Origin of the sequence: Pseudomonas farris (assembly GCF_019145235.1) — a bacterium.
GTDB classification, from domain to species: domain Bacteria; phylum Pseudomonadota; class Gammaproteobacteria; order Pseudomonadales; family Pseudomonadaceae; genus Aquipseudomonas; species Aquipseudomonas farris.
Genome location: NZ_JAHSTV010000018.1, coordinates 1 through 21,145 on the forward strand (window position 1 = coordinate 1; position 21,145 = coordinate 21,145).

Annotated in this window: 23 protein-coding genes; 9 read left to right on the forward strand and 14 right to left on the reverse strand. The window is 54.8% G+C overall.

Annotated elements, in window-relative coordinates; genetic code table 11:
• From KVG95_RS27940 to KVG95_RS27970, 7 genes are all read right to left on the reverse strand, one after another.
• The coding region (locus tag KVG95_RS27940; RefSeq protein ID WP_217858698.1) for a hypothetical protein at positions 1 to 1,033 on the reverse strand (1,033 nt) is incomplete at its 3' end.
• Complete coding sequence (locus KVG95_RS27945) at positions 1,033 to 3,159, reverse strand: hypothetical protein (RefSeq protein WP_217858699.1); 2,127 nt, start codon at positions 3,157 to 3,159, stop codon at positions 1,033 to 1,035. The genes KVG95_RS27940 and KVG95_RS27945, both read right to left, overlap by 1 nt.
• A gap of 417 nt (positions 3,160 to 3,576) precedes the next feature.
• Positions 3,577 to 3,981, reverse strand: coding sequence for a response regulator (locus tag KVG95_RS27950; protein ID WP_080370428.1), 405 nt, complete (start codon positions 3,979 to 3,981; stop codon positions 3,577 to 3,579).
• A 172-nt stretch (positions 3,982 to 4,153) separates the two neighbouring features.
• Positions 4,154 to 5,485, reverse strand: coding sequence for a deoxyguanosinetriphosphate triphosphohydrolase (locus KVG95_RS27955; RefSeq protein ID WP_052963977.1), 1,332 nt, complete (start codon positions 5,483 to 5,485; stop codon positions 4,154 to 4,156).
• A gap of 260 nt (positions 5,486 to 5,745) precedes the next feature.
• On the reverse strand, positions 5,746 to 6,084 hold the full coding sequence (locus tag KVG95_RS27960) for a hypothetical protein (protein ID WP_052963975.1): 339 nt from the start codon (positions 6,082 to 6,084) through the stop codon (positions 5,746 to 5,748).
• Positions 6,081 to 6,470, reverse strand: a complete 390-nt coding sequence (locus tag KVG95_RS27965) for a phage holin family protein (RefSeq protein ID WP_007895049.1) — start codon at positions 6,468 to 6,470, stop codon at positions 6,081 to 6,083. Before KVG95_RS27965 ends, KVG95_RS27960 begins: the two co-directional genes overlap by 4 nt.
• 1 nt (position 6,471) lies before the next feature.
• Positions 6,472 to 6,786, reverse strand: coding sequence for an ElaB/YgaM/YqjD family protein (locus KVG95_RS27970; RefSeq protein ID WP_008009371.1), 315 nt, complete (start codon positions 6,784 to 6,786; stop codon positions 6,472 to 6,474).
• 305 nt (positions 6,787 to 7,091) lie between these two features.
• Here KVG95_RS27970 and KVG95_RS27975 point away from each other — a divergent pair, with 305 nt between their 5' ends.
• Positions 7,092 to 8,300 carry an ammonium transporter gene (locus KVG95_RS27975; RefSeq protein ID WP_217858700.1) on the forward strand — a complete coding sequence of 403 codons (1,209 nt, stop codon included), beginning with the start codon at positions 7,092 to 7,094 and terminating at the stop codon, positions 8,298 to 8,300.
• A 1-nt stretch (position 8,301) separates the two neighbouring features.
• Here the strand turns inward: KVG95_RS27975 and KVG95_RS27980 are convergent, their stop codons facing one another.
• Positions 8,302 to 10,020: a cation:proton antiporter gene (locus KVG95_RS27980; protein WP_217858701.1), complete on the reverse strand. Its 1,719-nt coding sequence runs from the start codon at positions 10,018 to 10,020 to the stop codon at positions 8,302 to 8,304.
• A 209-nt stretch (positions 10,021 to 10,229) separates the two neighbouring features.
• Here KVG95_RS27980 and KVG95_RS27985 point away from each other — a divergent pair, with 209 nt between their 5' ends.
• The 3 genes from KVG95_RS27985 (at position 10,230) to KVG95_RS27995 (ending at position 11,913) form a co-directional block, all read left to right on the forward strand.
• The gene (locus tag KVG95_RS27985; protein WP_052964156.1) at positions 10,230 to 10,466 is read left to right on the forward strand and encodes a glutaredoxin family protein; all 237 of its coding nucleotides are present in this window, start codon (positions 10,230 to 10,232) and stop codon (positions 10,464 to 10,466) included.
• A gap of 163 nt (positions 10,467 to 10,629) precedes the next feature.
• Entirely contained in the window at positions 10,630 to 10,950 is a 321-nt protein-coding gene (locus KVG95_RS27990) for a hypothetical protein (RefSeq protein WP_008075636.1), read from the forward strand.
• A gap of 72 nt (positions 10,951 to 11,022) precedes the next feature.
• Complete coding sequence (locus tag KVG95_RS27995) at positions 11,023 to 11,913, forward strand: pseudouridine synthase (RefSeq protein ID WP_217858702.1); 891 nt, start codon at positions 11,023 to 11,025, stop codon at positions 11,911 to 11,913.
• A gap of 89 nt (positions 11,914 to 12,002) precedes the next feature.
• Here the strand turns inward: KVG95_RS27995 and KVG95_RS28000 are convergent, their stop codons facing one another.
• Together KVG95_RS28000 and mobA are read right to left on the reverse strand one after the other, a co-directional pair.
• Positions 12,003 to 12,224: a YgdI/YgdR family lipoprotein gene (locus tag KVG95_RS28000; RefSeq protein WP_038982251.1), complete on the reverse strand. Its 222-nt coding sequence runs from the start codon at positions 12,222 to 12,224 to the stop codon at positions 12,003 to 12,005.
• Positions 12,225 to 12,300: 76 nt separating this feature from the next.
• A complete protein-coding gene (mobA, locus tag KVG95_RS28005; RefSeq protein WP_050681940.1) occupies positions 12,301 to 12,903 on the reverse strand; it encodes a molybdenum cofactor guanylyltransferase MobA in 603 nt (200 codons plus the stop codon).
• A gap of 81 nt (positions 12,904 to 12,984) precedes the next feature.
• On the opposite strand from mobA, the gene moaB reads away from it, so the two are divergent.
• Positions 12,985 to 13,524: a molybdenum cofactor biosynthesis protein B gene (moaB, locus tag KVG95_RS28010; RefSeq protein ID WP_007895059.1), complete on the forward strand. Its 540-nt coding sequence runs from the start codon at positions 12,985 to 12,987 to the stop codon at positions 13,522 to 13,524.
• Positions 13,508 to 14,734: a molybdopterin molybdotransferase MoeA gene (locus KVG95_RS28015; RefSeq protein ID WP_217858703.1), complete on the forward strand. Its 1,227-nt coding sequence runs from the start codon at positions 13,508 to 13,510 to the stop codon at positions 14,732 to 14,734. Before moaB ends, KVG95_RS28015 begins: the two co-directional genes overlap by 17 nt.
• Positions 14,735 to 14,799: 65 nt before the next feature.
• Here KVG95_RS28015 and KVG95_RS28020 read toward each other — a convergent pair whose 3' ends face one another.
• Positions 14,800 to 15,108 carry a hypothetical protein gene (locus tag KVG95_RS28020; protein ID WP_007895062.1) on the reverse strand — a complete coding sequence of 103 codons (309 nt, stop codon included), beginning with the start codon at positions 15,106 to 15,108 and terminating at the stop codon, positions 14,800 to 14,802.
• Positions 15,109 to 15,432: 324 nt separating this feature from the next.
• On the opposite strand from KVG95_RS28020, the gene yegS reads away from it, so the two are divergent.
• Entirely contained in the window at positions 15,433 to 16,350 is a 918-nt protein-coding gene (gene yegS / locus KVG95_RS28025; RefSeq protein WP_217858704.1) for a lipid kinase YegS, read from the forward strand.
• On the opposite strand, the gene KVG95_RS28030 is transcribed toward yegS, so the two are convergent.
• The 3 genes from KVG95_RS28030 to KVG95_RS28040 form a co-directional block, all read right to left on the reverse strand.
• Positions 16,334 to 16,993 (reverse strand): response regulator, encoded by a 660-nt coding sequence (locus KVG95_RS28030; RefSeq protein ID WP_052963964.1) that lies wholly within the window; start codon positions 16,991 to 16,993, stop codon positions 16,334 to 16,336. The two genes, yegS and KVG95_RS28030, sit on opposite strands and share 17 nt — an antisense overlap.
• Positions 16,990 to 17,883 (reverse strand): sensor histidine kinase, encoded by an 894-nt coding sequence (locus KVG95_RS28035; RefSeq protein WP_217858760.1) that lies wholly within the window; start codon positions 17,881 to 17,883, stop codon positions 16,990 to 16,992. The genes KVG95_RS28030 and KVG95_RS28035 overlap by 4 nt, the downstream gene beginning before the upstream one ends.
• A gap of 472 nt (positions 17,884 to 18,355) precedes the next feature.
• Positions 18,356 to 18,826 (reverse strand): hypothetical protein, encoded by a 471-nt coding sequence (locus tag KVG95_RS28040; RefSeq protein WP_217858705.1) that lies wholly within the window; start codon positions 18,824 to 18,826, stop codon positions 18,356 to 18,358.
• Between the two features lie 463 nt (positions 18,827 to 19,289).
• Here KVG95_RS28040 and KVG95_RS28045 point away from each other — a divergent pair, with 463 nt between their 5' ends.
• Positions 19,290 to 20,225: a chemotaxis protein CheV gene (locus KVG95_RS28045; protein ID WP_052963960.1), complete on the forward strand. Its 936-nt coding sequence runs from the start codon at positions 19,290 to 19,292 to the stop codon at positions 20,223 to 20,225.
• Positions 20,226 to 20,315: 90 nt separating this feature from the next.
• Positions 20,316 to 21,119, forward strand: coding sequence for an MOSC domain-containing protein (locus KVG95_RS28050; protein WP_217858706.1), 804 nt, complete (start codon positions 20,316 to 20,318; stop codon positions 21,117 to 21,119).
• Positions 21,120 to 21,145 lie beyond the last annotated feature (26 nt).

The window sequence follows — 21,145 nt, forward strand, 5'->3', positions numbered from 1 at the left end:
CATATACCATGACCCACTCAATTGCTTTGTCCATAGCATACATACCTATCGAGTAGGGTATTTTCCTCGTATGGCCCTCCTTTTTGACATCGTAGTTTTTTAATTCTTCATTCGGGTTGTACTCAAACCTCGGCATCAGATCGTGCAAATACGGGTTTCCCTCCGCAACTGATTTCACTAGTATCAGAAATTGAGCGAGAGAGGCTTTGGTTATCTCTCCACTTGCATCTATGTCAAAGATAGGTGCTTTGTGTGAGCTATATTGCGCCCGAATGTTGATTCCGTGCACAAGGACTGGTTTTTGCAGGTTAACTTCAAACTGTCTGAGAAATGTTCGTGTATGTACATGTTTGAACGCTGTTATGTGGGTGTTCAAGATTGTCGCTAGATATGTTCTAGACACTAAACCAAACTCGTGCTCTGTATCAATTTTGTTTTTTTTATACAAATTGTTTTTTTTCAGGTGCTCTACTATCGTGGCTATCTGGGATTGGGTTAGCTCGACACCATTGTATACTTCACCTATCTGTTCACAGAATATTTCGCTAAGTCTTGGGATAAGTTGGAGCGCGCCTGCCCAACCAGATTTGCAATAGTCATTAACTAGTAGTTCACAGGCATTTTTGTTCAGTAGTTTGAAGCCAAATGTTTGTGGGTAGTATTGATCTTTATAAAGGCATAGCCAGCTTGCTAGGTTTATGTAGAAGCGGACATATTTCAACCAAGCTAGATGGTCGACGCGTGGTGTAAGGTATCTTGCGCGTATGCAGAAAGCTTGTTTCTGAATAGCTGCCAGCAGCTGGGCATTCGGTGGATCTGTGAGCAAGCTACCATCAGATAAAAGCTCAGAAAAACTAACTGTTACCAACTTGTTTTTATTGCCGATTACTTTCCATTCGGGAGACCCGATGCCACCTACTTTTAGCCAGGAGGCAGTGTAGGTCACAGTGCCTTCGAGGTTCTGTTTAGCCTGATCTATTAGTAGAGCCAAGGTTGCTCTAGAGGGCAAAGTCTTGAAAATTTTCCTGGGCATTATTTTTCTCGCTCAACCATGATGCTTGCAGACATGGTCTTCTTAGCTAGCTCGGATTTTAATTTCACAGCTTCGACATAAACTTGTTGGAAGTACGGGACAGATAGGCCTGCAATATTGCTTACGATAGGGCCGCACATGTTCGGATCTTTGCTGATCTCGTATGTGCAATGAAGAAGATGTGCCAATGTGATAATCGAATCCTCGGTAAGCCCTGTACCAGGGTCTTCGTGTTGGCCTGATGATCCAGTGAACATCTCAGCAAATAGAAACACGGCAGCCAGAGAGGCAGAGTCTAGTTTTAGAATCATTTTGTGATTCACTAGGTGTTCAACAAGGTTATGAACAGCATCCTCCGTGAGTTCCGCTGCGTAACGTTTAAGATCCATCGATACTGGATCAGAGGTGAGACTTGTCGCTGCTTCCCTGATGATAAAATTAAACAAAAAGCTCTCGGTCAGGAAGTCCGTTGCGGCAAAATGCCATGGCCTACCTTTCGTAGCGAGAATGATTAGCTTGGTCTGAAATGTCCGGAGTATCCGCACGTTCCACCGATATTTTAGCCAGTCCGGTATATATCTAGCCACAACGACAGCGATAGAGTTGCCCAGCGTGTTAGCAACGGCTTGATAGCTACCCTCTTTCAGGAAGCTAATCAATCCCTGGCTACCACGAATTCTCTTTAACGAGAAAACTTCTCTTGAAACGTCCCCACTAATAAGATCAGGTTCAATTGCCTGATAGAGAGAGATTCCTATTGATGCTGTCAGAATTTGATCAAGGCTGCTACTCAATCCAACCCACTTTAATGACGAAGTCAAAAAAAGCTTTCTGTAGTTGATGTCCCCTTCTAGCATTAGCCTAATTCTAGCTTTCATTGTTGCCTTCACCAGCCCTGTATAAATTTTAAGGCTGCGCGGAGGTAGTGCGGAGACTTTTCTAGATCTTGCCCGAGGTTTGCTTACGCTCCACATTAACTGGTCTAGGTCACTATTGAAATAGTGTATTGGTTTGTCATTTTCAGACAGATAATCAGCACTGCGTAGCGGGTGTGGATTGAACTTCGGATTTTCAGCTATCAGAATTGCGGCGGCTGCTCCGCAGTCGCGCGCGGAAAGGTGACCAAGGAGACGGTTTAACGTTTCATTGATGTTTGAATTCGGGGCCCCATAATCTCCAGCAATCTCTCTCAGCTTGCTGTCCATTTTTGCTTTCATATAACGATTGCGACAGAAAGGTTCAAAAAAATGGATTTTGCTCATGGCCCTATAAGAGATTGCAGTCAGCTCATCTGTAATGAGAAAATGATAGTTGATCATCGCCAAAAACCAAGCAACGCCATCTGGATTCGCAGGATCAGCGATGTATCGGCGTCCCACGTAAAAATTACCAGAAGCTAAGAGCGCTTCAATCTGTTCTAAAGAAATTGAATTTATCAACTTTTCGCCAATGCGTTGGCATTCCACTACTTTGTCCCAGTGGTTTTCACAAGCAGAGAGTATAGTCTGCGTACGTTTCTCGATATCGCTTTGAAGGGTATCCAGAAAATGATCTGTACTGACGTTCAATCCTTTATCTATCAAGAAACTCTTCGGCCAGAGCTCATTGACATCTGTCAACGGCCATAAATTTGCTTCCACCGAGTCCAACACATCAGAACTTCTTTCATCATCCGAAATTTGTGGCTGCCTCATGGAAGGTATAGTGATGCCCGAAGGGATGATGTACTTCTGCTTAAGACTTTTATATAGGTAACCAATTTGAGTCCATTCCTTGCGTATGGATTCGAATTCTTTGTCGCCATCGTTATTCAGCTTTTCGGGGTGTGAAAGATGGTATATGTAGTGCTCATTTACGAAGACTTTCCATTCGGCACTGTTCGGATCTGGCAGGGCCCGTCCTTGGTCTGTCGCGAAGTTCAATATTTTTCTCAGTGACCCTACCCGGCCTGTAGTTGTGTAGGGAGCAAAACGATGGCAAATCCGGGCTATTTCACTGCATACAGTCTCAAGGTTGGCTTGCGATGCTAACGGTGGCCTCGGCAAGATCATATTTCTACAGCCTTGCTTATTTCGCCATTCGAGGCGGAATAAGATGTGGTCGCTGGCAATTTTAAAAGAGATCATGGCCAAGGCCTCACCGTGAATCCCTTGAGACTAGACTCGTGATGGGCGGTGTCAAATAATAGGTGTCAAAAAAAGAGCGTGTACGTGCATAAGCTAATGATAAATATAGTAAAATTATGTATCTCGCATTGAGTGTGTGTCCACAAAAGGGAAAGAGTTCATAATCAAATCCCATACGTGCACAAATAAAGCGCGCACCTTAGCTCAGATAGTTGAGGGGCCGCATGAACTGAGGGGGCTGTAGCGGCAATATAGGAAAAGTCCTACAACTGAAGAAGAATGGGACTACGCATCAACTAGGTTTTGCATGAGGAAAGGCAAGGTTTGGTAGGGTTAGTCAAACCGTTGAAAGCATTGAGTTAGAGGTTTGAATCTATATGTTGGTCATTGTTTTAATGTGTTTGGGTTTTTGTGTTTTTATACTGAGGCCAAGGTCAACAAGTTTCTAAAGTCTGATTGTTTCAATGGCTTGATCAAGTAACCGAGCAAGGGCAGTCCATGTTCGTAAGCCATTACTTTAAGTTTGTCCAGTTCGACGGATGTCAGACTGCTCAGAAGGATGGCCTGTCTGATCATCCCCCGGTGACTGGCGTATTCGATCAAATCAAGGCCTGGAAGGTCGGGCAGGCATTGGTCGCACAGAAGAATATCGAATGGTTGCTCCGCCTTGAGCATGTGTTGCAAGGCGCCTTCGGCACTGTCAGTGGCGGTCAGTTGGGTGAAGCCATAACTCTCGAGCAAGTATTGAGTCGCCCGTAGCTGAAAGGGATGATCTTCCACCAGCAAGATGCGCCAGTCATGTTCGAACATAGGAGTTTTCATGCGTCATCTGTCGAGCAGGGGGAGTGTGATTATTTCGCGATATGGCCGAACAATCGATCAGTCCGCTCTGCGCAAGGTGTAGGGCGATTCTGGCGACGTTGAAATACAGATGAATGTCGAGAAACTCGATCAGCCGTTCAGAGCTCTCTGATACGGCTGATCGATACATTTTTTATCGGTGGCTTGAACGACCGGTCATTTCCAGCGCCATTTCACCGGCATAGCTGTCGGTCATGCCGGCGATGAAATCAATCATTCGCAAGAAGGAGGTGTGTAAAGGGCCATTAGGATCGGGCGCATTGTTGCCTAACAGGTCGAGTATGCGGCGGTGCTTGAAGGATGGTGTACGACCGTTGTGTTGCTCCAGTGCTGCTCCGCAAAAGGCGTTGAGCAGGATTTCCAGGGTGGTATAGGCGCCTATTTCGTGGAGTGTCTTGCGCTTGTCCTGGAAGATTTTTTTGCGCGCCATGTCCTTGGCATTCAAGACGCAACGTTTGGCGGGGCCATGCATGTGCTCCACCAGGTCGCCAGGCAGCGTGCCCGCCAGCAGCGCGTCCTGTTGCTCGACGAACGCTCGAGCTGCTGCGTTGGTCAGGTGTTCGATGGCTTTGCCCCGCAGGATCGCCAGTTTGCGCCGACGCGAATCCTGCGAACCGAGCTGGCGATAGGTTTCCGGGAGGTCGTCGCCCACCAGGTCCAGCAGCAGGGACTCGACTTCGGCGTACTCCAACAACTCCATTTCCAGACCATCTTCCAGATCGATCAGCGCGTAGCAAATGTCGTCGGCGGCCTCCATCAGGTACACCAGTGGATGGCGCGCCCAGCGCTGTTCGTCCAGCTGGGGCAGGCCGAGTTTATGAGCGATCTGTTCCAGCAGCGGCAGTTCGCTCTGATAGCAACCGAACTTGTGCTTCTTGTAGCCCAGAGAGTCGGCGTGCCGAGCAGTCCACGGGTATTTCAGGTAGGTGCCCAGCGTGGCATAGGTCAGCCGGGTTCCCCCTTCGAACTGGTGGTATTCAAGCTGGGTAAGCACCCGGAAACCTTGGGCGTTGCCTTCGAAATTGAGGAAGTCATTGCGTTCGGCTTCGCTCATCGCATCCAGCCAGCCACGACCTGCGGCCTGCTGGAACCAGTGGCGGATCGCGTCTTCACCGGAATGACCGAAGGGCGGATTACCGATGTCATGGGCCAGGCAAGCCGATTGCACCACCATCCCCAGGTCGCTCGGTTCGCACCAGTCGGGCAGGGCGCTGCGGATGGTTTCACCAACGCGCATGCCCAGCGAACGACCGACGCAGCTGACTTCCAGCGAATGGGTCAGGCGCGTGTGGATGTGATCGTTGCTGGAGACCGGATGGACTTGGGTCTTGCGCCCGAGACGGCGAAACGCGCCCGAAAAAATGATGCGGTCGTGGTCTTTATGGAAAGGGCTGCGGCCGAGTTCTTCCGGGCTGTGCACAGGCTTTCCGAGGCGTTCGCGGGTAAGCAGGGTTTGCCAATCCAAGGCTGGTTTCTCCGTCAGGTGACTGATCCCCTAGCTTCCCGGTTCGAGCCGGTACCTGCAAGGAGAACTAGAGCCCCGCGGCATCAATATCGATGAGCAGCAGTCGCTCGCCGTTGTCGAAAAATTGCCCGGCGGTAAGGCAGTACTGATTGCTGGTGGCATCGCGGTAGGTGTCCCAAACCTGGGCGCACGCAGGATCAACCTCACGATAAAGAGGTTAATCCCGGTGGTATTGTAGAAATGCAGCCAAACAGGACTGACTAGTGTTTGCGCGAGTTCTGCATGATCAGCTTGATCAGTGGCCCCAGCGTGACGCCCAGGCGAGCCAGCCGAGTCAGGCTGCCGATACCGCCACCCTTGGCACCCTTGCCGGTCAGAAAGCCCAACCCGATCACGGCCGCGATGCCCCAGAGCGGGGCGTGTTTGATGCCGAGACCGTCTTGCAGGTTTTGCGTCATGCCACGCACCCGTTGCAGGGGGTGCAACAGGTGTTGGGATTCGTGGCGAATTTCCTGGCGATGCATTTCCATGCGCAGGCGGATCAGCGCCTTGCGCATTTCCGTGCGCGAGCTGTTGCGGGGAAGTTCAGACATGCTCATGGCAACAGACGCTCCCGATCATTGGCCAACTCTTCCAGGGTGCCATGGAAGGGCGAGGATTCATCGAAAATCGCGGCTCTCAAGCGCATCGCACAGAACAATGCTGCGAGGGTGTAGAACACACAGAGCCCGATGATTGCTGCCAGGCGATAGGTGTCCCAAAACAGGATCAACACCAGCGTCGACAAGCCCACCAGCAATAACAAGGCAAAGACCAGCGTCAGGCCTGCAAACAGCAACAGGCTTACGGTGCGTGCTTTTTGTTCCTGCAATTCAATGCCGAACAGTTCGACATGACTGTGCAGCAGTCCAAGAAACGCGGCACCGAGGCGCCGCGGTGATGAGCCGGTGCCCGTCGCGGACGGGCCGGATTCGCCGATCGCCATGTTAGCGCCGAGTGGCCAGCAGGCCGATCAGGAAGCCCACGCCAGCCGCGATGCCGACCGATTGCCATGGATTGGCCTGAACGTAATCTTCCGTGGCGGTGACAGCAGCTTTGCCGCGCTCGCGCACAGAGTCTTCGGTCAATCTCAGGGTTTCGCGCGCGCGCAACAGACTGTCATGGATCTGCTGGCGCAACTCATCGGCTTGATCGCCAGCCAGGGATTTGGTGTGTTCCAGCAACCTTTCAGTGTCGGTGACCAGCGTCTGAAAATCTTCCATCAAAACTTCTTGAGCAGTCTTTGCTGTGGTGCGTGCCATTGGTGATCTCCGTGAGTGGCTTCTGAAGCGTTCGAGTATGAGCCTTGCGTGAAGGTTCAGTACAAATGACTGGTACAACTTTTGCTATGTCGTGGTGCGTCAGCCTGCGCCATTGCGCTGTTGCTGGGCATGATTTCAGGAAATCCTTAACTCAAATAATCAAAACTCGCGCAGAGGCTGCGGTCTTGTGCGCCAAACCGGTTCATCCAGATCAGCGCTGTGGTCTGGATGAGCTGCAACTTGGTGCGTCAGCCATCTGCGCGAACTGCTTTGGTGCTTTTTTCAGCCTTCAGGTCTGCCAATCCATGGAAAATCTGCAAAGTGCTGTGGACAGTCTGGTCCATAGCTCCAACACATTGTTCATCCTTATCGGTGCGGTCATGGTCCTGGCCATGCACGCCGGTTTCGCCTTTCTCGAGGTGGGTACGGTTCGACAAAAAAACCAGGTCAATGCCTTGTCGAAAATCCTCAGCGACTTCGCCATTTCGACCCTGGCCTATTTCTTTATAGGCTATTGGATTTCCTACGGGGTCACTTTCATGCAGCCGGCGGCGGTGATCACTGCCGATCATGGCTATGGGCTGGTGAAATTTTTCTTTCTGCTGACCTTTGCTGCGGCGATACCAGCAATCATTTCCGGAGGCATCGCCGAGCGCGCCCGGTTCGTCCCGCAGTTGTGTGCGACCGCACTGATCGTGGCGTTCATCTATCCCTTCTTCGAAGGCATGATCTGGAATGGCAACTTTGGCCTGCAAGCCTGGTTGCTGGAGCGTTTTGGTGCCAGTTTCCATGACTTCGCGGGCTCCGTGGTGGTTCACGCCATGGGCGGCTGGCTGGCACTCGCGGCGGTGTTGTTGCTCGGCCCAAGGCAAGGTCGTTATCGCGATGGGCGACTCGTGGCATTCGCACCGTCGAGCATTCCCTTTCTGGCGCTGGGTTCGTGGATTTTGATCGTTGGCTGGTTCGGCTTCAACGTGATGAGCGCTCAGACGCTGCAAGGGGTCAGCGGGCTGGTGGCGGTGAACTCGCTGATGGCCATGGTCGGCGGCACCGTGGCGGCGTTGATCGTCGGGCGCAATGACCCGGGCTTCCTGCATAACGGCCCATTGGCCGGGTTGGTGGCGATCTGCGCAGGCTCGGATCTGATGCACCCGGTGGGTGCGTTGGTGACCGGTGCCATCGCCGGGGCGCTGTTTGTCTGGTGCTTTACCGCGGCTCAAGGCAAATGGCATATCGATGATGTGCTGGGCGTCTGGCCTCTGCATGGACTGTGTGGTGTCTGGGGCGGGATCGCTTGCGGCATCTTTGGTCAAACCGCCTTGGGTGGTTTGGGGGGCGTGAGCCTGGTCAGCCAGTTGATCGGCACTTCTCTGGGGGTGATTGTTGCGCTGGTCGGCGGTTTTACGGTGTATGGCGTGATCAATGCGTTGTTTGGTCTGCGCCTGAGCCAGGAAGAGGAGTATTACGGCGCGGACTTGTCGGTGCACAAGATCGGTGCCGTGAGTCAGGATTGAATCACCGTTCCTCATCGTCATCGTCAGCGCCAGGGTAAAAACCGTGCAGCAGGCGATAGCGGTCCCGCCGTACCTGGTCGACCCGGTCTCGCACCTGCTGGCCGGGTATGCCCAGCATGATCAGCGCATGGGAGGCGAGCATCAGGCTCGACTCCAGCAACTCGGGTACGACTTCGCTGGCGCCGGCCGCCTTCAACTCGGCCAACTGACTGTCGTCCCGTGTGCGCACCAGGATCGACACGCTCGGGTTGAACCGGCGTGCCTCCTTGAGTATCAACAGTGCGATGTCCGTCTTGTCCACGGCGACCACCAGCAGTCTGGCGCGTTCCAGCCCTATCGCGACCAACAGCTCGCCGCGACGTGAGTCGCCGTAATGAACACAGCTTTCATTGACGGCTGCTTCCTGAACCCGCACCGGGTCGGTATCCAGCGCAATGTAAGGTTGATCTATATTACGCAGGACGCGCCCGATGGACTGACCTACGCGACCGTAGCCACAGATCACTACGTGATTGTGCAAGCCTGCGTTGAGCGCGCTGATTTCTTCGAGTTCGGCTTCTTCGTTGGGCTTGTGGTGCAGGCGTGTGGCGATGTGGGGAGCGGCGCGCAGCAGTAAAGGCGTCACCAGCATCGAGCAGAACGTGGCGGCCAGCAGCAGGCCGCCAAAGTCGGCGGGCATCAGTTTGTTCTGCTGCATTTGCGTCATCAGGGCAAAGCAGAATTCACCCCCTTGAGCCAATGCCAGGCCGCTGCGCCAGGCGGTTTCGACATCGCTGCCGCGCCATTTGACCAGCAGCGCGACCACGGTGCCTTTGATCAGCAGCAATCCCAGCGTCAGGCCAAGAATCAGCAGGCCGTGGCTGGCAAACAACCGCAAGTCGATCAGCATGCCGATACTGACGAAGAACACCCCGAGCAGAATGTCGCGGAACGGACGGATGTCCGCCTCGATCTGATGTCGGTAGTGGCTTTCGCCTAGCAGCATGCCGGCGAGAAAGGCGCCCAGGGCTGGGGAGAGGCCGAGCAGGTGAGTCAGCCAGGCCGTCAGCAAAACGATTACCAGCGCCAACAGCACGAACAGCTCTGCGGACCGGGACGCGGCGACTTCATGGAACAGCCTTGGCAGAAACCAGCGACTGACCAGCAGCAGACCGACGAACAGCACTATGGTCTTGCCCAGCGTCAATGGCAGCGCCCAATACCAGGCCTGGTCGCTGCTGCCGGCGAACACCGGCACCAGAGTCAGTAGCAACACCGCGACCACGTCCTGGAACAACAGCACGGCGATGGCATTCTGGCCGTGACGGCTGAAGAGCTCACCGAGACTGCTCAACTCTTTGCTGACAATGGCGGTGGACGACAGCGCCAAACCGGTACCGAGTAACAGTGCAGGTATGGTCGGCATGCCGAACAGCATCAGCCCCCCCCCCAGCACAATCCCGGAACCCAGCACTTGCAGGCTGCCCAGGCCAAATACCACCTGGCGCAGTGCGAGCATTTTCGACAGGGAAAATTCAAGCCCGAGAGAAAACAGCAAGAACACCACGCCCAACTCGGCAAGGTCGGGCAATTCCTCGCTTTCATTCACCCAGTTGAACGCGGTCGGCCCGATCATCAGCCCTACGCACAGATAGCCCAGCACCGGTGGCAAGCGCAGGCGCTGGAACAGTGCAATCACCACCAGAGAGGAGGTGAAGATGATCAACAGATTGGCGAACACAAAAAACTCCGGTGAGGGTTCTGACTACTCAAGCGTAGAGGCAAAAAAGACGCGAGCATCGCGCAAATGGCCGTTGAGGCGAATGATGTGCGTCAGGAGTTTGCCGAAATCTCTTGAAATCAGCCATTGCTCAGACAGATCGGGCATCGGCTCGACGGCTTTTGATAGCGGGCCTAGAATGAGCGCTTACTTCGATGGGTCTTGTCGTCATGCCTCCTGAATGTCAGCTGTTCGGCACCCTTGGTTGCCATCTCTGTGAAGTCGCCGAAGCCATGCTAATGGAATTTGTCGAGCGTGGTTTATTGGTGGAGCTGGTGGATATCGCTGAGGACGAAACGTGGTTCGAAGCTTACAGTCTGCGTATTCCAGTGTTGCGACGGGTCGATACCGGCGCTGAGCTGGATTGGCCGTTCAGTGCCGATGAAGTGGTGGCGTTCCTGCGGTAGGGGGGCGGCGACGGTGTTCCCGTGTGTCGGACTTTATGATTGATACCTTGGCTTAACCGATGTTATTCGGATACTGTATGCGCATACAGTTATTCCGATTGCCTGCCATGCTTTTCCCTGTTTCGGGTTTGGCAGCCGATCCCGGACGTCAGAGGGATGAACCTTGGTCAATGTCGAACAATTGAAGAACAGCGTGAACCGGATGTCGGCGGACGTGGTGCGCGAGGCCGTCCTCGAATTGCGTTTGGATGGACTGGTCACGGAGGGAAAAACGCCTTTCAACAAATTGCATTTCAATACCTGTTTCGCCGAAATCGAAGCCTTGTTCCAGCGTGCGGGCTATCACCGACAGCTGGATGTCGTGGGCTATCAGGGGTTGTTGTATGCGCTTTATGATCCGGGTCGCTGGGAAGCGGTCGATGTGCTGCGCTGGCTCAAGGAGTTCACCGAAGCGGCCGCTCGAGCACAGTCGATACCTGCTTGAGGATTCTCTTCTAGGTTCGTTCCGGCCACTGTTGGATAATGCCGCCCTGTATTGAGGGTCAGAGCTTTTCGTATGTCCACTTCATCTTTTTCTGCTGCACATAACCAGGCCAGCACGCTCTACCTGCCGCCGGGGCCGTGGCAGACCGTCCTCGATTGCCTCTGCGAACACTTCAGTGCCATCGGTCGTGAACAATGGCTGGACAGAATTGCTCGCGGTCGTGTCCTCGATGGGCAAGGCCTGCCGATCGCCCTGGACCTGCCTTACAAAGAGGGTCTGCGGATTCATTATTTCCGTGAAGTGCCGGACGAAAAACCGATTCCGGTGGTGGAGTCGATCCTCTATGCCGACGAGCATCTGGTGGTAGCAGATAAACCACACTTCCTGCCCGTGACTCCGGCGGGTGAATACGTGGAGCAGACATTGCTGCGGCGGCTGATCCGTCGCCTGGATAACCCGCATCTGGTGCCTTTGCATCGCATTGATCGGCATACGGCTGGGTTGGTGTTGTTTTCAGCCAATCCTCAGAGTCGGTCGGCGTATCAGTCATTGTTTCCTACACGCCAGATCGAAAAGCGCTATGAAGCAATCGCCCGGGCATTGCCGGAGCACTCCTTCCCTCTGGTTCATAAAAGTCGACTTATCGATGGCGAGCCGTTTTTTCGCATGCAAGAAGGTCCGGGCGTCAGCAATACCGAGACGGCTGTCGAGGTCAGGGAAAAAAACGGTGAACTCTGGCGTTATGCGCTGTACCCGGTGACGGGCAAGAAACATCAGTTGCGAGTTCACATGACCGCCCTGGGGGCCAGCATCTGCAATGATCCGTTCTATCCGCAGGTGCTCAAGGACGTAGAAGATGACTATGCCAACCCCTTGAAGCTGTTGGCCCAAGGGCTGCGATTTGTCGATCCGGTCACGGGGCAGGAAAGAGAATTCGAAAGCACCATCACCTTGCAGTGGTGATCACAAGGTTAACGACGCTGCTTTTCTTCACCCACGAAAAAGCCCGCTTTTAAAGCGGGCTTTTCTGTATCTGGTTGTCGCCGTAAAGATTACAGATCTTTAACGGTACGGACCTGATCTTTGTTGACGCGGGTTTGCTTGCCATCCAGTTGTTCGAATTCGTAAAAGCCCGATTCTTCATCGTACTTAGGCGCGTCGACGGCCTGGATTTCTCGACCGTCATTCAAGGTGATCACTGTAGGCGATGCGCAACCGGCGAGGGTGGCAAGGCCCAGTGCGAGCATGAAAGTGGCGAGGGTCCGTTGAGTCATGGGTGTGTCTCCGAATGGGAATTCTTTTGGTTGCTGAGCTTGAGACGTATACAACGCGCGCAAGTTCCTTCGCGTGTCAGTCTGACACAGTGTGGTGTGTGCTTAACAGTTCCGGCGTATTCAGATTTGCCAGGCGGGGGTCGTTATCCGGGCATTGCAGGGCTGTAGCGCCCAGCTTGCGCATAAGGCGACCCGGGCTGCGCTCTCCTTCGTTCCAGGCAGTCTCGAAAGCCGCTGAAAGGGCGACGGGAATCATGCATAGCAAGGGTTCCCAGTGTTCTCCATGGCGCAGCATCAGCGGTTTGTCCGGATGCTGTCCGGCGGTTTCACGCATGCTCTGGAGCAGCGCGGCATCGATGCGTGGCACATCGCAGGGCAGTACCAGTAGGTGAGTGTGGCGAGCGGCCTTAAGGCCTGCGCGAATACCCGCCAACGGCCCCGGAAAGTCGCCCTCGTCGTCATGGACCAACTGATCCGCATAGGGCGCATATTTTTCCAGGTTTCTGTTGCAGGAGATGATCAGGTCATCACTCAGCGGGCGCGTCTTACGGTGCAGATGCGCGATCAGTGGCTCGCCGTGCCAATCCAGCAAACCCTTGTCCTGACCGCCCATGCGTTGGCCGCGCCCGCCCGCCAGGAGCAGAATGGAGCAAGGCGCCAGAGGTGTATTCGAGGTCATCGCTCTTCTCCATGGGGGCGGCGAAAAAATGAGGCGCTGTGATATAACACCGGGCTGTTTCTCCTACAACTGGACGAGCCTATGAAAGCCAAGGCTGATGTACCTTTCGCACCGCTCAACATCGCGGTGCTGACTGTCAGCGATACCCGTACCCTGGAAACCGATACCTCAGGCCAGGTCTTCGTCGACCGTTTGAGCGCTGCCGGTCATAACCTGGCGGCCCGTGTACTGCTTAAAGATGACCTCTACAAAATTCGCGCGCAAGTCGCCAACTGGATTGCCGATGAGGTTGTGCAAGTGGTGCTGATCACCGGCGGTACCGGATTCACCGGTCGCGACAGCACACCCGAAGCCGTGAGTTGCCTGCTGGATAAGCAGGTTGATGGTTTTGGTGAGTTATTCCGGCAGATATCGGTAGCGGATATCGGCACCTCGACGGTTCAGTCCCGGGCCTTGGCCGGTCTGGCCAATGGCACGCTGGTATGCTGCTTGCCGGGCTCGACCAATGCGGTGCGCACCGGTTGGGACGGCATTCTTGCCGAGCAACTGGATTCGCGTCACCGTCCGTGCAATTTCGTGGCCCACCTGAAACAGGCGGCACCCTGTGAATCGCGCGGGTAAGCCAGGTAAGGCTGGCAGTCTGATGGCTGTCGAGGTGGCACTGGCGCGTTTACTGGAAATGGCTGACGCCTCGAAGATTCATGAGCACGAACGCTTGCCGTTGGCGCAGGTTCAGGGGCGTGTGCTGGCCACTGACCTGGTCTCGACACTTGATTTGCCGCCTTGGCCCAACAGTGCCATGGACGGTTATGCCTTGCACCTGGCCGACTGGACGGGAGAGCCGTTGGTGGTCAGTCAGAAGATTTTTGCGGGCCAGGCCCCGGAGCCCTTGAAGCCGGGTACCTGTGCGCGAATCTTCACCGGCGCGCCTGTGCCTGCAGGTGCCGACTGTGTCGAGATGCAGGAGAATGCCGAGGTTCAGGCGGATGAGCGGGTTCGTTTCACCGAGACCATGACCCCAGGAAAGAACATCCGTCCACAAGGTCAGGAAGCCACCATTGGTGAGCTGATCTTGCCCGTTGGAACACGTCTGGGGCCTATCGAGCAGGGGCTGGCGGCATCGCTGGGATGCGCTGAGCTGGACGTGGTTCGAAAAATTCGTGTTGCGGTCTTGTCTACCGGTGATGAGTTGATTGAGCCAGGTCAGGCCCTTGGGCCGGGACAGATCTACAACAGCAATCGAGTATTGCTCTGCAGCTGGTTGCAGCGCTTGGGTTGTGAGGTGATCGATGCCGGCATTCTTCCCGATGATTTAACGACCACTCGTGCCCGCCTTGGTGAGCTAAAGGATGTCGACCTGATTCTCTCGACCGGTGGCGTATCGGTGGGAGAAGCCGACTTTCTGGGCATTGCCTTGCGGGAAGAGGGCGAATTGACTCTGTGGAAGCTTGCCATCAAACCAGGAAAACCACTGACGTTCGGGCATTTTCGTGGCGTGCCTGTGATTGGTTTACCCGGCAATCCGGCATCGACCCTGGTGACTTTTGCTCTGTTGGCAAGGCCCTACCTCTTGCGTCGCCAAGGCGTAAAAGAGGTTGAACCCCTGAAGTTTCAGGTGCCGGCAGGGTTTGTCTGGCCAAAGGCTGGTAACCGACGTGAGTACTTGCGCGGACGTCTGGAGAATGGCCGGGCAATCATCTACAGGAATCAGAGCTCTGGCGTACTGCGCAGTGCTGCCTGGGCTGACGGTCTGGTTGAAGTGCTGGAGGACCGTACGCTGATCGAGGGTGATTGTGTGAGCTTCATCCCGCTGAGTGAAGTCTTGAGCTGATACAGGCGCTGGTTTTGTCACGCAAGTCCGATTGATCGCATTGGGCTTGCGTGGATGACCATTCCTTAATGTGCCAGAAGTGTCACGACCTGGTCGAAGCGGCTGTTGGCGATCCAGGTCAGAAGTCCCAGGATCACGGCTGTTCCGCCAGCTGAATAGGCAAGTCTGTGTTTGATGGATTTGACGTCACCCCGGACTTCATCCATGTCTCTTCGGATGTATTTGAGGTGTGTCTCCAGTTCAATGACGCGAGGTTCCATATCAACTTCTCCGGCGGGCTTTGCGCTGTTTTTGAGTTCAGCCTGATGATTGGCGCGATTTTCTGCGAACGGCGCGACCGGAGTTACCGGTAGTCTGAGGTCATGGCTTTGCATGGAGTAACTGGCTCCTTGCGTTAAAACCATTGAAGTGGCCGATGCCGTTATTGCCTGCGCTTTTTGAGGCCCTTAAGGTGGGTCCATTCATTGTTTTTCACGTCCCTGTGTAAATAACGGGTGATGACTGATAACTGAGACACAACGGTGTACCAATTGCCCTGTTGGGTCAATTGAGCCGATTCCTCACGTTTTGTAAGAAAAAATACCGCTCTGTAGGACTCACGTTTTCTTCCCCTGGAAATAATTCAAATTTTTGCGACTTTTATAAGGCGCTGCGAGGTCAACATATCCCATGGAACTGCGGATATGGGAGTGGCAAAAATGAGCGAGCGCAAGGCACTGTTGATTCTGCATGGCAAGCAGGCACTCAATGAGGAGGTCCGTGCAGCCATCGAAGGCAAGCGCCAGCAGGGCTGGGAACTGGCTGTTCGACTGACCTGGGAGGCCGGTGATGCGCAGCGGTTGGTGGAAGAAGCGCTGGCGGCGGGCTATACGCAGCTGATTGCCGGCGGCGGCGACGGTACCTTGCGTGATATCGCCGAAGCCATGGCGGCGCATTCTACGCAAGCCAGTCTGGTACTTTTGCCCTTGGGCACCGCCAACGATTTTGCTCGCGCTGCCGGTGTGCCTCTGGAGCCCGCTCAGGCGTTGGACCTTCTGGAGGCTACCCCGCGAGCCATTGATCTGGGAGAAGTCGGCGGTCAGGTTTTCCTGAACATGGCCACAGGCGGTTTTGGCAGTCAGGTCACGGCCAATACCTCCGAGGATCTGAAAAAAATCCTTGGGGGCGCCGCTTATCTCTTCACGGGTCTATCGCGCTTCAGTGAGTTGCATGCAGCCTATGGCGAGTTGCAGGGGCCGGATTTTCACTGGAGCGGCGAATTGTTGGCATTGGGCATTGGCAATGGTCGACAGGCTGGCGGCGGTCATGTGTTGTGCCCGCAGGCGCTGGCTGACGATGGTCTGCTGGATATCAGCATTTTGCCCGCGCCACAGGAAGTGGTCGGTACCTTGAAAAATTTGCTGACCGATGGCTTCGGCATCGACAACATGTTTGTGCGAGCTCGGTTGCCATGGGTCGAGATCAAAGTCTCGGAGGGTCTTTATATCAACCTTGATGGTGAACCTCTGGAGGGCGATAGTCTGCGTTTCTCGGCGCGCCCGGCGGCATTGCGAGTGCATTTGCCCGAGGGCTCGCCGCTGCTGAGCGTCTCGAATCCAGCTAATCGTCCAGACTGATAATTTGCTCGCGCACGGCGAACAGCACCAGGCCGGCCACATCGTAGATCTGCAAGCGTTTCATGATCTGCGAGCGGTGGGTTTCGACAGTCTTGATGCTCAGACCCAGGCCATTGGCAATTTCCCGCGTGGATTTGCCGCGAACAATCAGTCGCAGGATTTCCAGCTGGCGTGCCGTCAGGTTGTGCGAGTCTTGGGGTTGCGTCTGATTTTTCTGGGTTCGGGTCAGCGCCTGGTTGATGACCGTATGGGCAATGGCCGGGCTCAGGTAGCGTTCGTTATTGCGCAAGGCATCCAGGGCATGTTCGAGTTCGGTGGGCGTGGTGTCCTTGAGCAGGTAGCCATGAGCCCCTGATTCCAGTGCCTGCATGATGAGTGCCGGGTCGGTGTGCATCGACAGGATGAGCACTTTGCACTGCGGGCGTACTTGCTTGAGTCGTTGCAAGGCTTCAAGGCCACTGGTTTCCTTCATGGAAATATCCAGCAGAATGATGTCCGGGGATAGCTGCTCGACCATCTCGACCAACTGCGAGCCGTCATTGGCCTCCCCGATTACCGCATAGCCGGGAATATCCAGCACCAGAGCGCGCACGCCAGCCCTGATCAGCGAGTGGTCGTCCACCAGAAGTAAGTTACAAGTCAATGCATAACCTTATTCGTACTGGCCCGTTCTAGCGCACGGGGCGCCCAGGGGAAGAGTGCTTCTATTTGAGTGCCTTTGCCCGGTTCGCTGGTCACGGTCAGTGTGCCGCCTAGCTGATCGATCCGCTCCGACATCCCGGCCATTCCGCGTTGCCCCTCGCGAGCGGGATCTGTCGCAGGCGCGAAACCCTGGCCGTCGTCGCTGATCAACAGCGTCAGGCCCTGGGGCAGGCGTTGCAGGCGGACCAACAGATTACTGGCCTCGGCGTGACGCAGTATATTGGTAATTGCTTCTTGAGTGATTCGAAAAGCTGCCACCGCTATTTCCTCCGGTATGCCCGTCAAGCGTTGATGGCATTCCAGGCTCCAGTGCATAGAGGTATTGGCCAGGGTCCTGAGTAAATGCGCACGCAGACTGGCTTCCAGCCCGAGACTGGCCAGTTGCCGCGGATTGAGGATGGCCGAGACGTCACGAACCTTGGTCAGGGTTTCGTCCAGCGTTTCGCTGAGCACCGAGCACTGCCCCTGCAGTTCTTCGGGCAATCGGCGTTTGAGCCATTCACTTTGCAGTTTTGCGGCGGTCAGCAATTGGCCGATGTCATCATGCAGCTCCCGACTGAGCCGGTGGCGTTCGTTTTCCTGCACTTGCAGCAGACGGTCAGCCAGTTCTTGAGGTTGAAACTTTATCGATTTGCGCGAGAGGCAATGTCTCACCCAGACACAGGTCAGCGCTGCACTATTGAGCACCAGCAGACTCAACGGCAGAGGCATGGACAAGCTGTAGATCAGCAGGCTGCCAAGCGTCGAGCAGATACACAGAAAAAGCGTGAGCCGGCGCGCGTTTTTTCGGGAGGGTGGCCACAGGGTAATTGACTTGAGGCTGGCGTACATAGCGGATGGAGCCAATGGGTGTTCGCTGCGGGCAGACCGGCCGTAAGGGCTGACGGGTCTCTGTGTGGAAATCGTTGTGTGAAGTCGGCTTCAATGGCTGCAGTGCAATGTTTGAAATACAGCCTTAAATGTGCTCGTCTGGCGTCACTCTGTCATTAGTTGAGTCAACTAATGGTCGGCATAATACCACTTAAGATACCGTTGGTCGCGTTCGGTATATAACTCTATACAGTCAGGAAATATGCTTTTTGGACGATAGTTCCATAATGGAAAAACTTTCGAGTTTTATCGTAGGAAGATATCAATTGCAGGCATCTTGTTTTAATTGGACAGGCACTATCTGAAGTGGAGACAGGGATAAGTTTCGAGCTGTCGTCGAATGGTCAGAATATTCAATAGCGACATGAACGCACCAAGTTAGAGGGTAGCGTCATGACAATAAAAAGCGCAACACGGCCAGAGGCCGGTAATTTCAGGCTTGCCGTTCCGCGAAAGAAACGAGCCTGAACGGTCTGGAGTGGCTGGGCGGTTGAAACTGACTATGTCCAACTTGAAACGCAAACGCTTCAATCAGCGAGGTCTGTTCACTGTTATCGAGACCGAGTTGACCGGTAGTCTGATCGATGAGTTCGAGTTGCCAGGCCATTAATGTGAAGCAGTCCTTGAGTGCGTCCAGGGCTTCATCGTGCAGGTCCATGTGGTTCTGCGCGTGGCTCAGCAATCCGTGAATATGCAGCGAGAACTCCGAGACCGCCGCCAGTGCCAAGGCATCGGCCTTGCTGGACAGTTTGAGAAGGGTGCTGAGCATGCAATCGATGGCGTCCTTGTCATTGCTGATCAGTTGCAAATGACTCAGGCATTCCTCGGATTTGGCCAAGAGTGTTTCAGCCTCGACCAGAAACTCTGGAAATCGTTGCGCCCACTCTTTGGTGTCGATCGGCATGCTTATCTCCACAACGTCATATCAGATGAGGGAATGTCGTGTGTGCCGACGGGAACCATAGGCGTCCCGGCGCTGCCAAGCCTTCGTGAGATCGCGCTCCGGCAGGTTTGAGTGCCGGCTGGGGAACTCGAGAAGATGGATGGCCACTGACCTGCGATCGCACACAAAAGCCTGACTCCGTTCATGCAATGAGAATGGCGTCACATTAATGGCTATTGGATATTGCGAATATCAGGTTGGGCCTGATTGTTACTAGGGGAATCCCTTATATAGGGGAACCTAACGTGCAAACCGTGGTCGCGCCGCAGGAAATGAAGCAGATGAAAATCACGGAGCCAGTAAAGCATGATGTTAATGTGACATCAATGTCTGGACGTGGCATTTTGTCTGGGGGTCAAGGTCCGGCAAAAACAGCCGATAACTCCCTTTAATGAATTCATCAGAACAAGCCCAGGAGTCATTAATGGCCGGCATTCTCGACACGGTAGACCAACGCACGCAACTGGTGGGTGAGAATCGCCTGGAAATTCTCATGTTTCGGCTGGCCGGACGGCAATTGTTTGCGATCAACGTCTTCAAGGTCCAGGAGGTGCTACAGCTGCCGAAGCTGACTCTGATGCCGCAACGCCATCCTTTTGTGTGCGGCGTGGTCAACCTGCGTGGCCAGACGCTGCCGGTGATCGACCTGTCCCAGGCTATCGGCATGCGCCCGCTGGTGCCAAGCCCCACCAGTACCATCATCGTCACCGAGTACAACCGCTCGGTGCAGGCGTTCCTGGTCGGTGGCGTGGACCGCATCGTCAACATGAACTGGGAAGCCATTTTGCCGCCGCCGGCCAGTGCTGGTCGCCAGCATTACCTGACCGCCATCAGCAAGGTTGATGATCAGTTGGTGGAAATCATCGACGTCGAAAAAGTCCTGGCCGAAATCGTTCCGTACAACGCCAAGGTATCGCGCGACAAACTCGACGATCCGGTGCTGGAGCTCGCCCGTGGCCGTGAAGTGTTGTTGGTGGATGACTCGAACGTGGCCCTTTCGCAATTGCGCGACACCTTGGGTCAGTTGGGCGTGAAGATGCACATCGCCAGCGATGGCTTGAAGGCACTGAACATGCTCAAGGCCTGGGCTGATACGGGCGAAGTCATGACTGACAAGTTGCTGATGATCTTCACCGATGCGGAAATGCCGGAGATGGATGGCTATCGCCTTACCACCGAAATCCGTAACGACCCCCGCTTGCGCGGCCTTTATGTGGTGTTGCACACCTCGCTGTCGGGCAGCTTCAACGACTCGATGGTGAAGAAGGTCGGCTGCGACAACTTTCTCTCCAAGTTCCAGCCCGACAAACTCGTCGACGTGGTGCGCCAGCGCCTGATGCTCGACGCAGTACCTGCCTGACATTACGAGCAGAGGCTGGTTTGACATCAGCCTTTGATTCGGCAAACAAGCTCGTATAGGGTGGCGTTTTCACCTACTAGGGAGCTGGCCATGCGTCTGAGCGCGCTTTATCGTTTTCCGTTGAAATCCGGCAAGGGCGAGACCCTCAATCAGGTCAGCCTGGATAAGCTGGGGCTGGACGGCGATCGACGCTGGATGCTGGTGGACGAGGCCAGTGGGCGTTTTCTGACCCAACGCGCGGTCGCGAAAATGAGTCAGTTGTCGGCGTTGTGGAATGCCGACGGCGGTTTGACCCTCAGCGCCCCGGACCATTCACCGATCGATATTGCGTTGCCTGACGGCGATGCCGATCTGCGTGGGGTGACCATCTGGCGCGACACTTTGCGCGTTCCCGATGCCGGCGATGCGGCGGGTGCCTGGGTCAGTGAGTTCATCGGCAAACCGACGCGCCTGGTACAAGTGCCAGTTGATCGCGCGCGGACCACCCAGGCCGGCTATGGCAAGGACGATGATCAGGTAGCTTTTGCCGACGGCTTTCCGTTGTTGCTGATTGGTCAGGCGTCGCTGGAAGACTTGTCGAGCAAGGTCGGGCGGCCGCTGGAGATGTTGCGCTTTCGGCCCAATCTGGTCATCGAGGGCAGTGAAGCGTATGCCGAAGATAGCTGGAAGCGTATCCGTATTGGCGATGTCGAGTTCCGCGTAGTCAAGTCCTGCTCACGCTGCATTCTGACCACTATCGACCCGCAGACCGGCGAACGCAGCGAAGATCGTGAACCACTGGCCACCCTGCAGAAATACCGCACCGAGGCCGACGGTGCGATGTTCGGTCAGAATCTGGTCAACGACGGTAATGGCCGCCTGGAAGTCGGCATGCCGGTGACGATCCTCGAATAAAAGCCCTTCAAAATGAAAAAATGCCC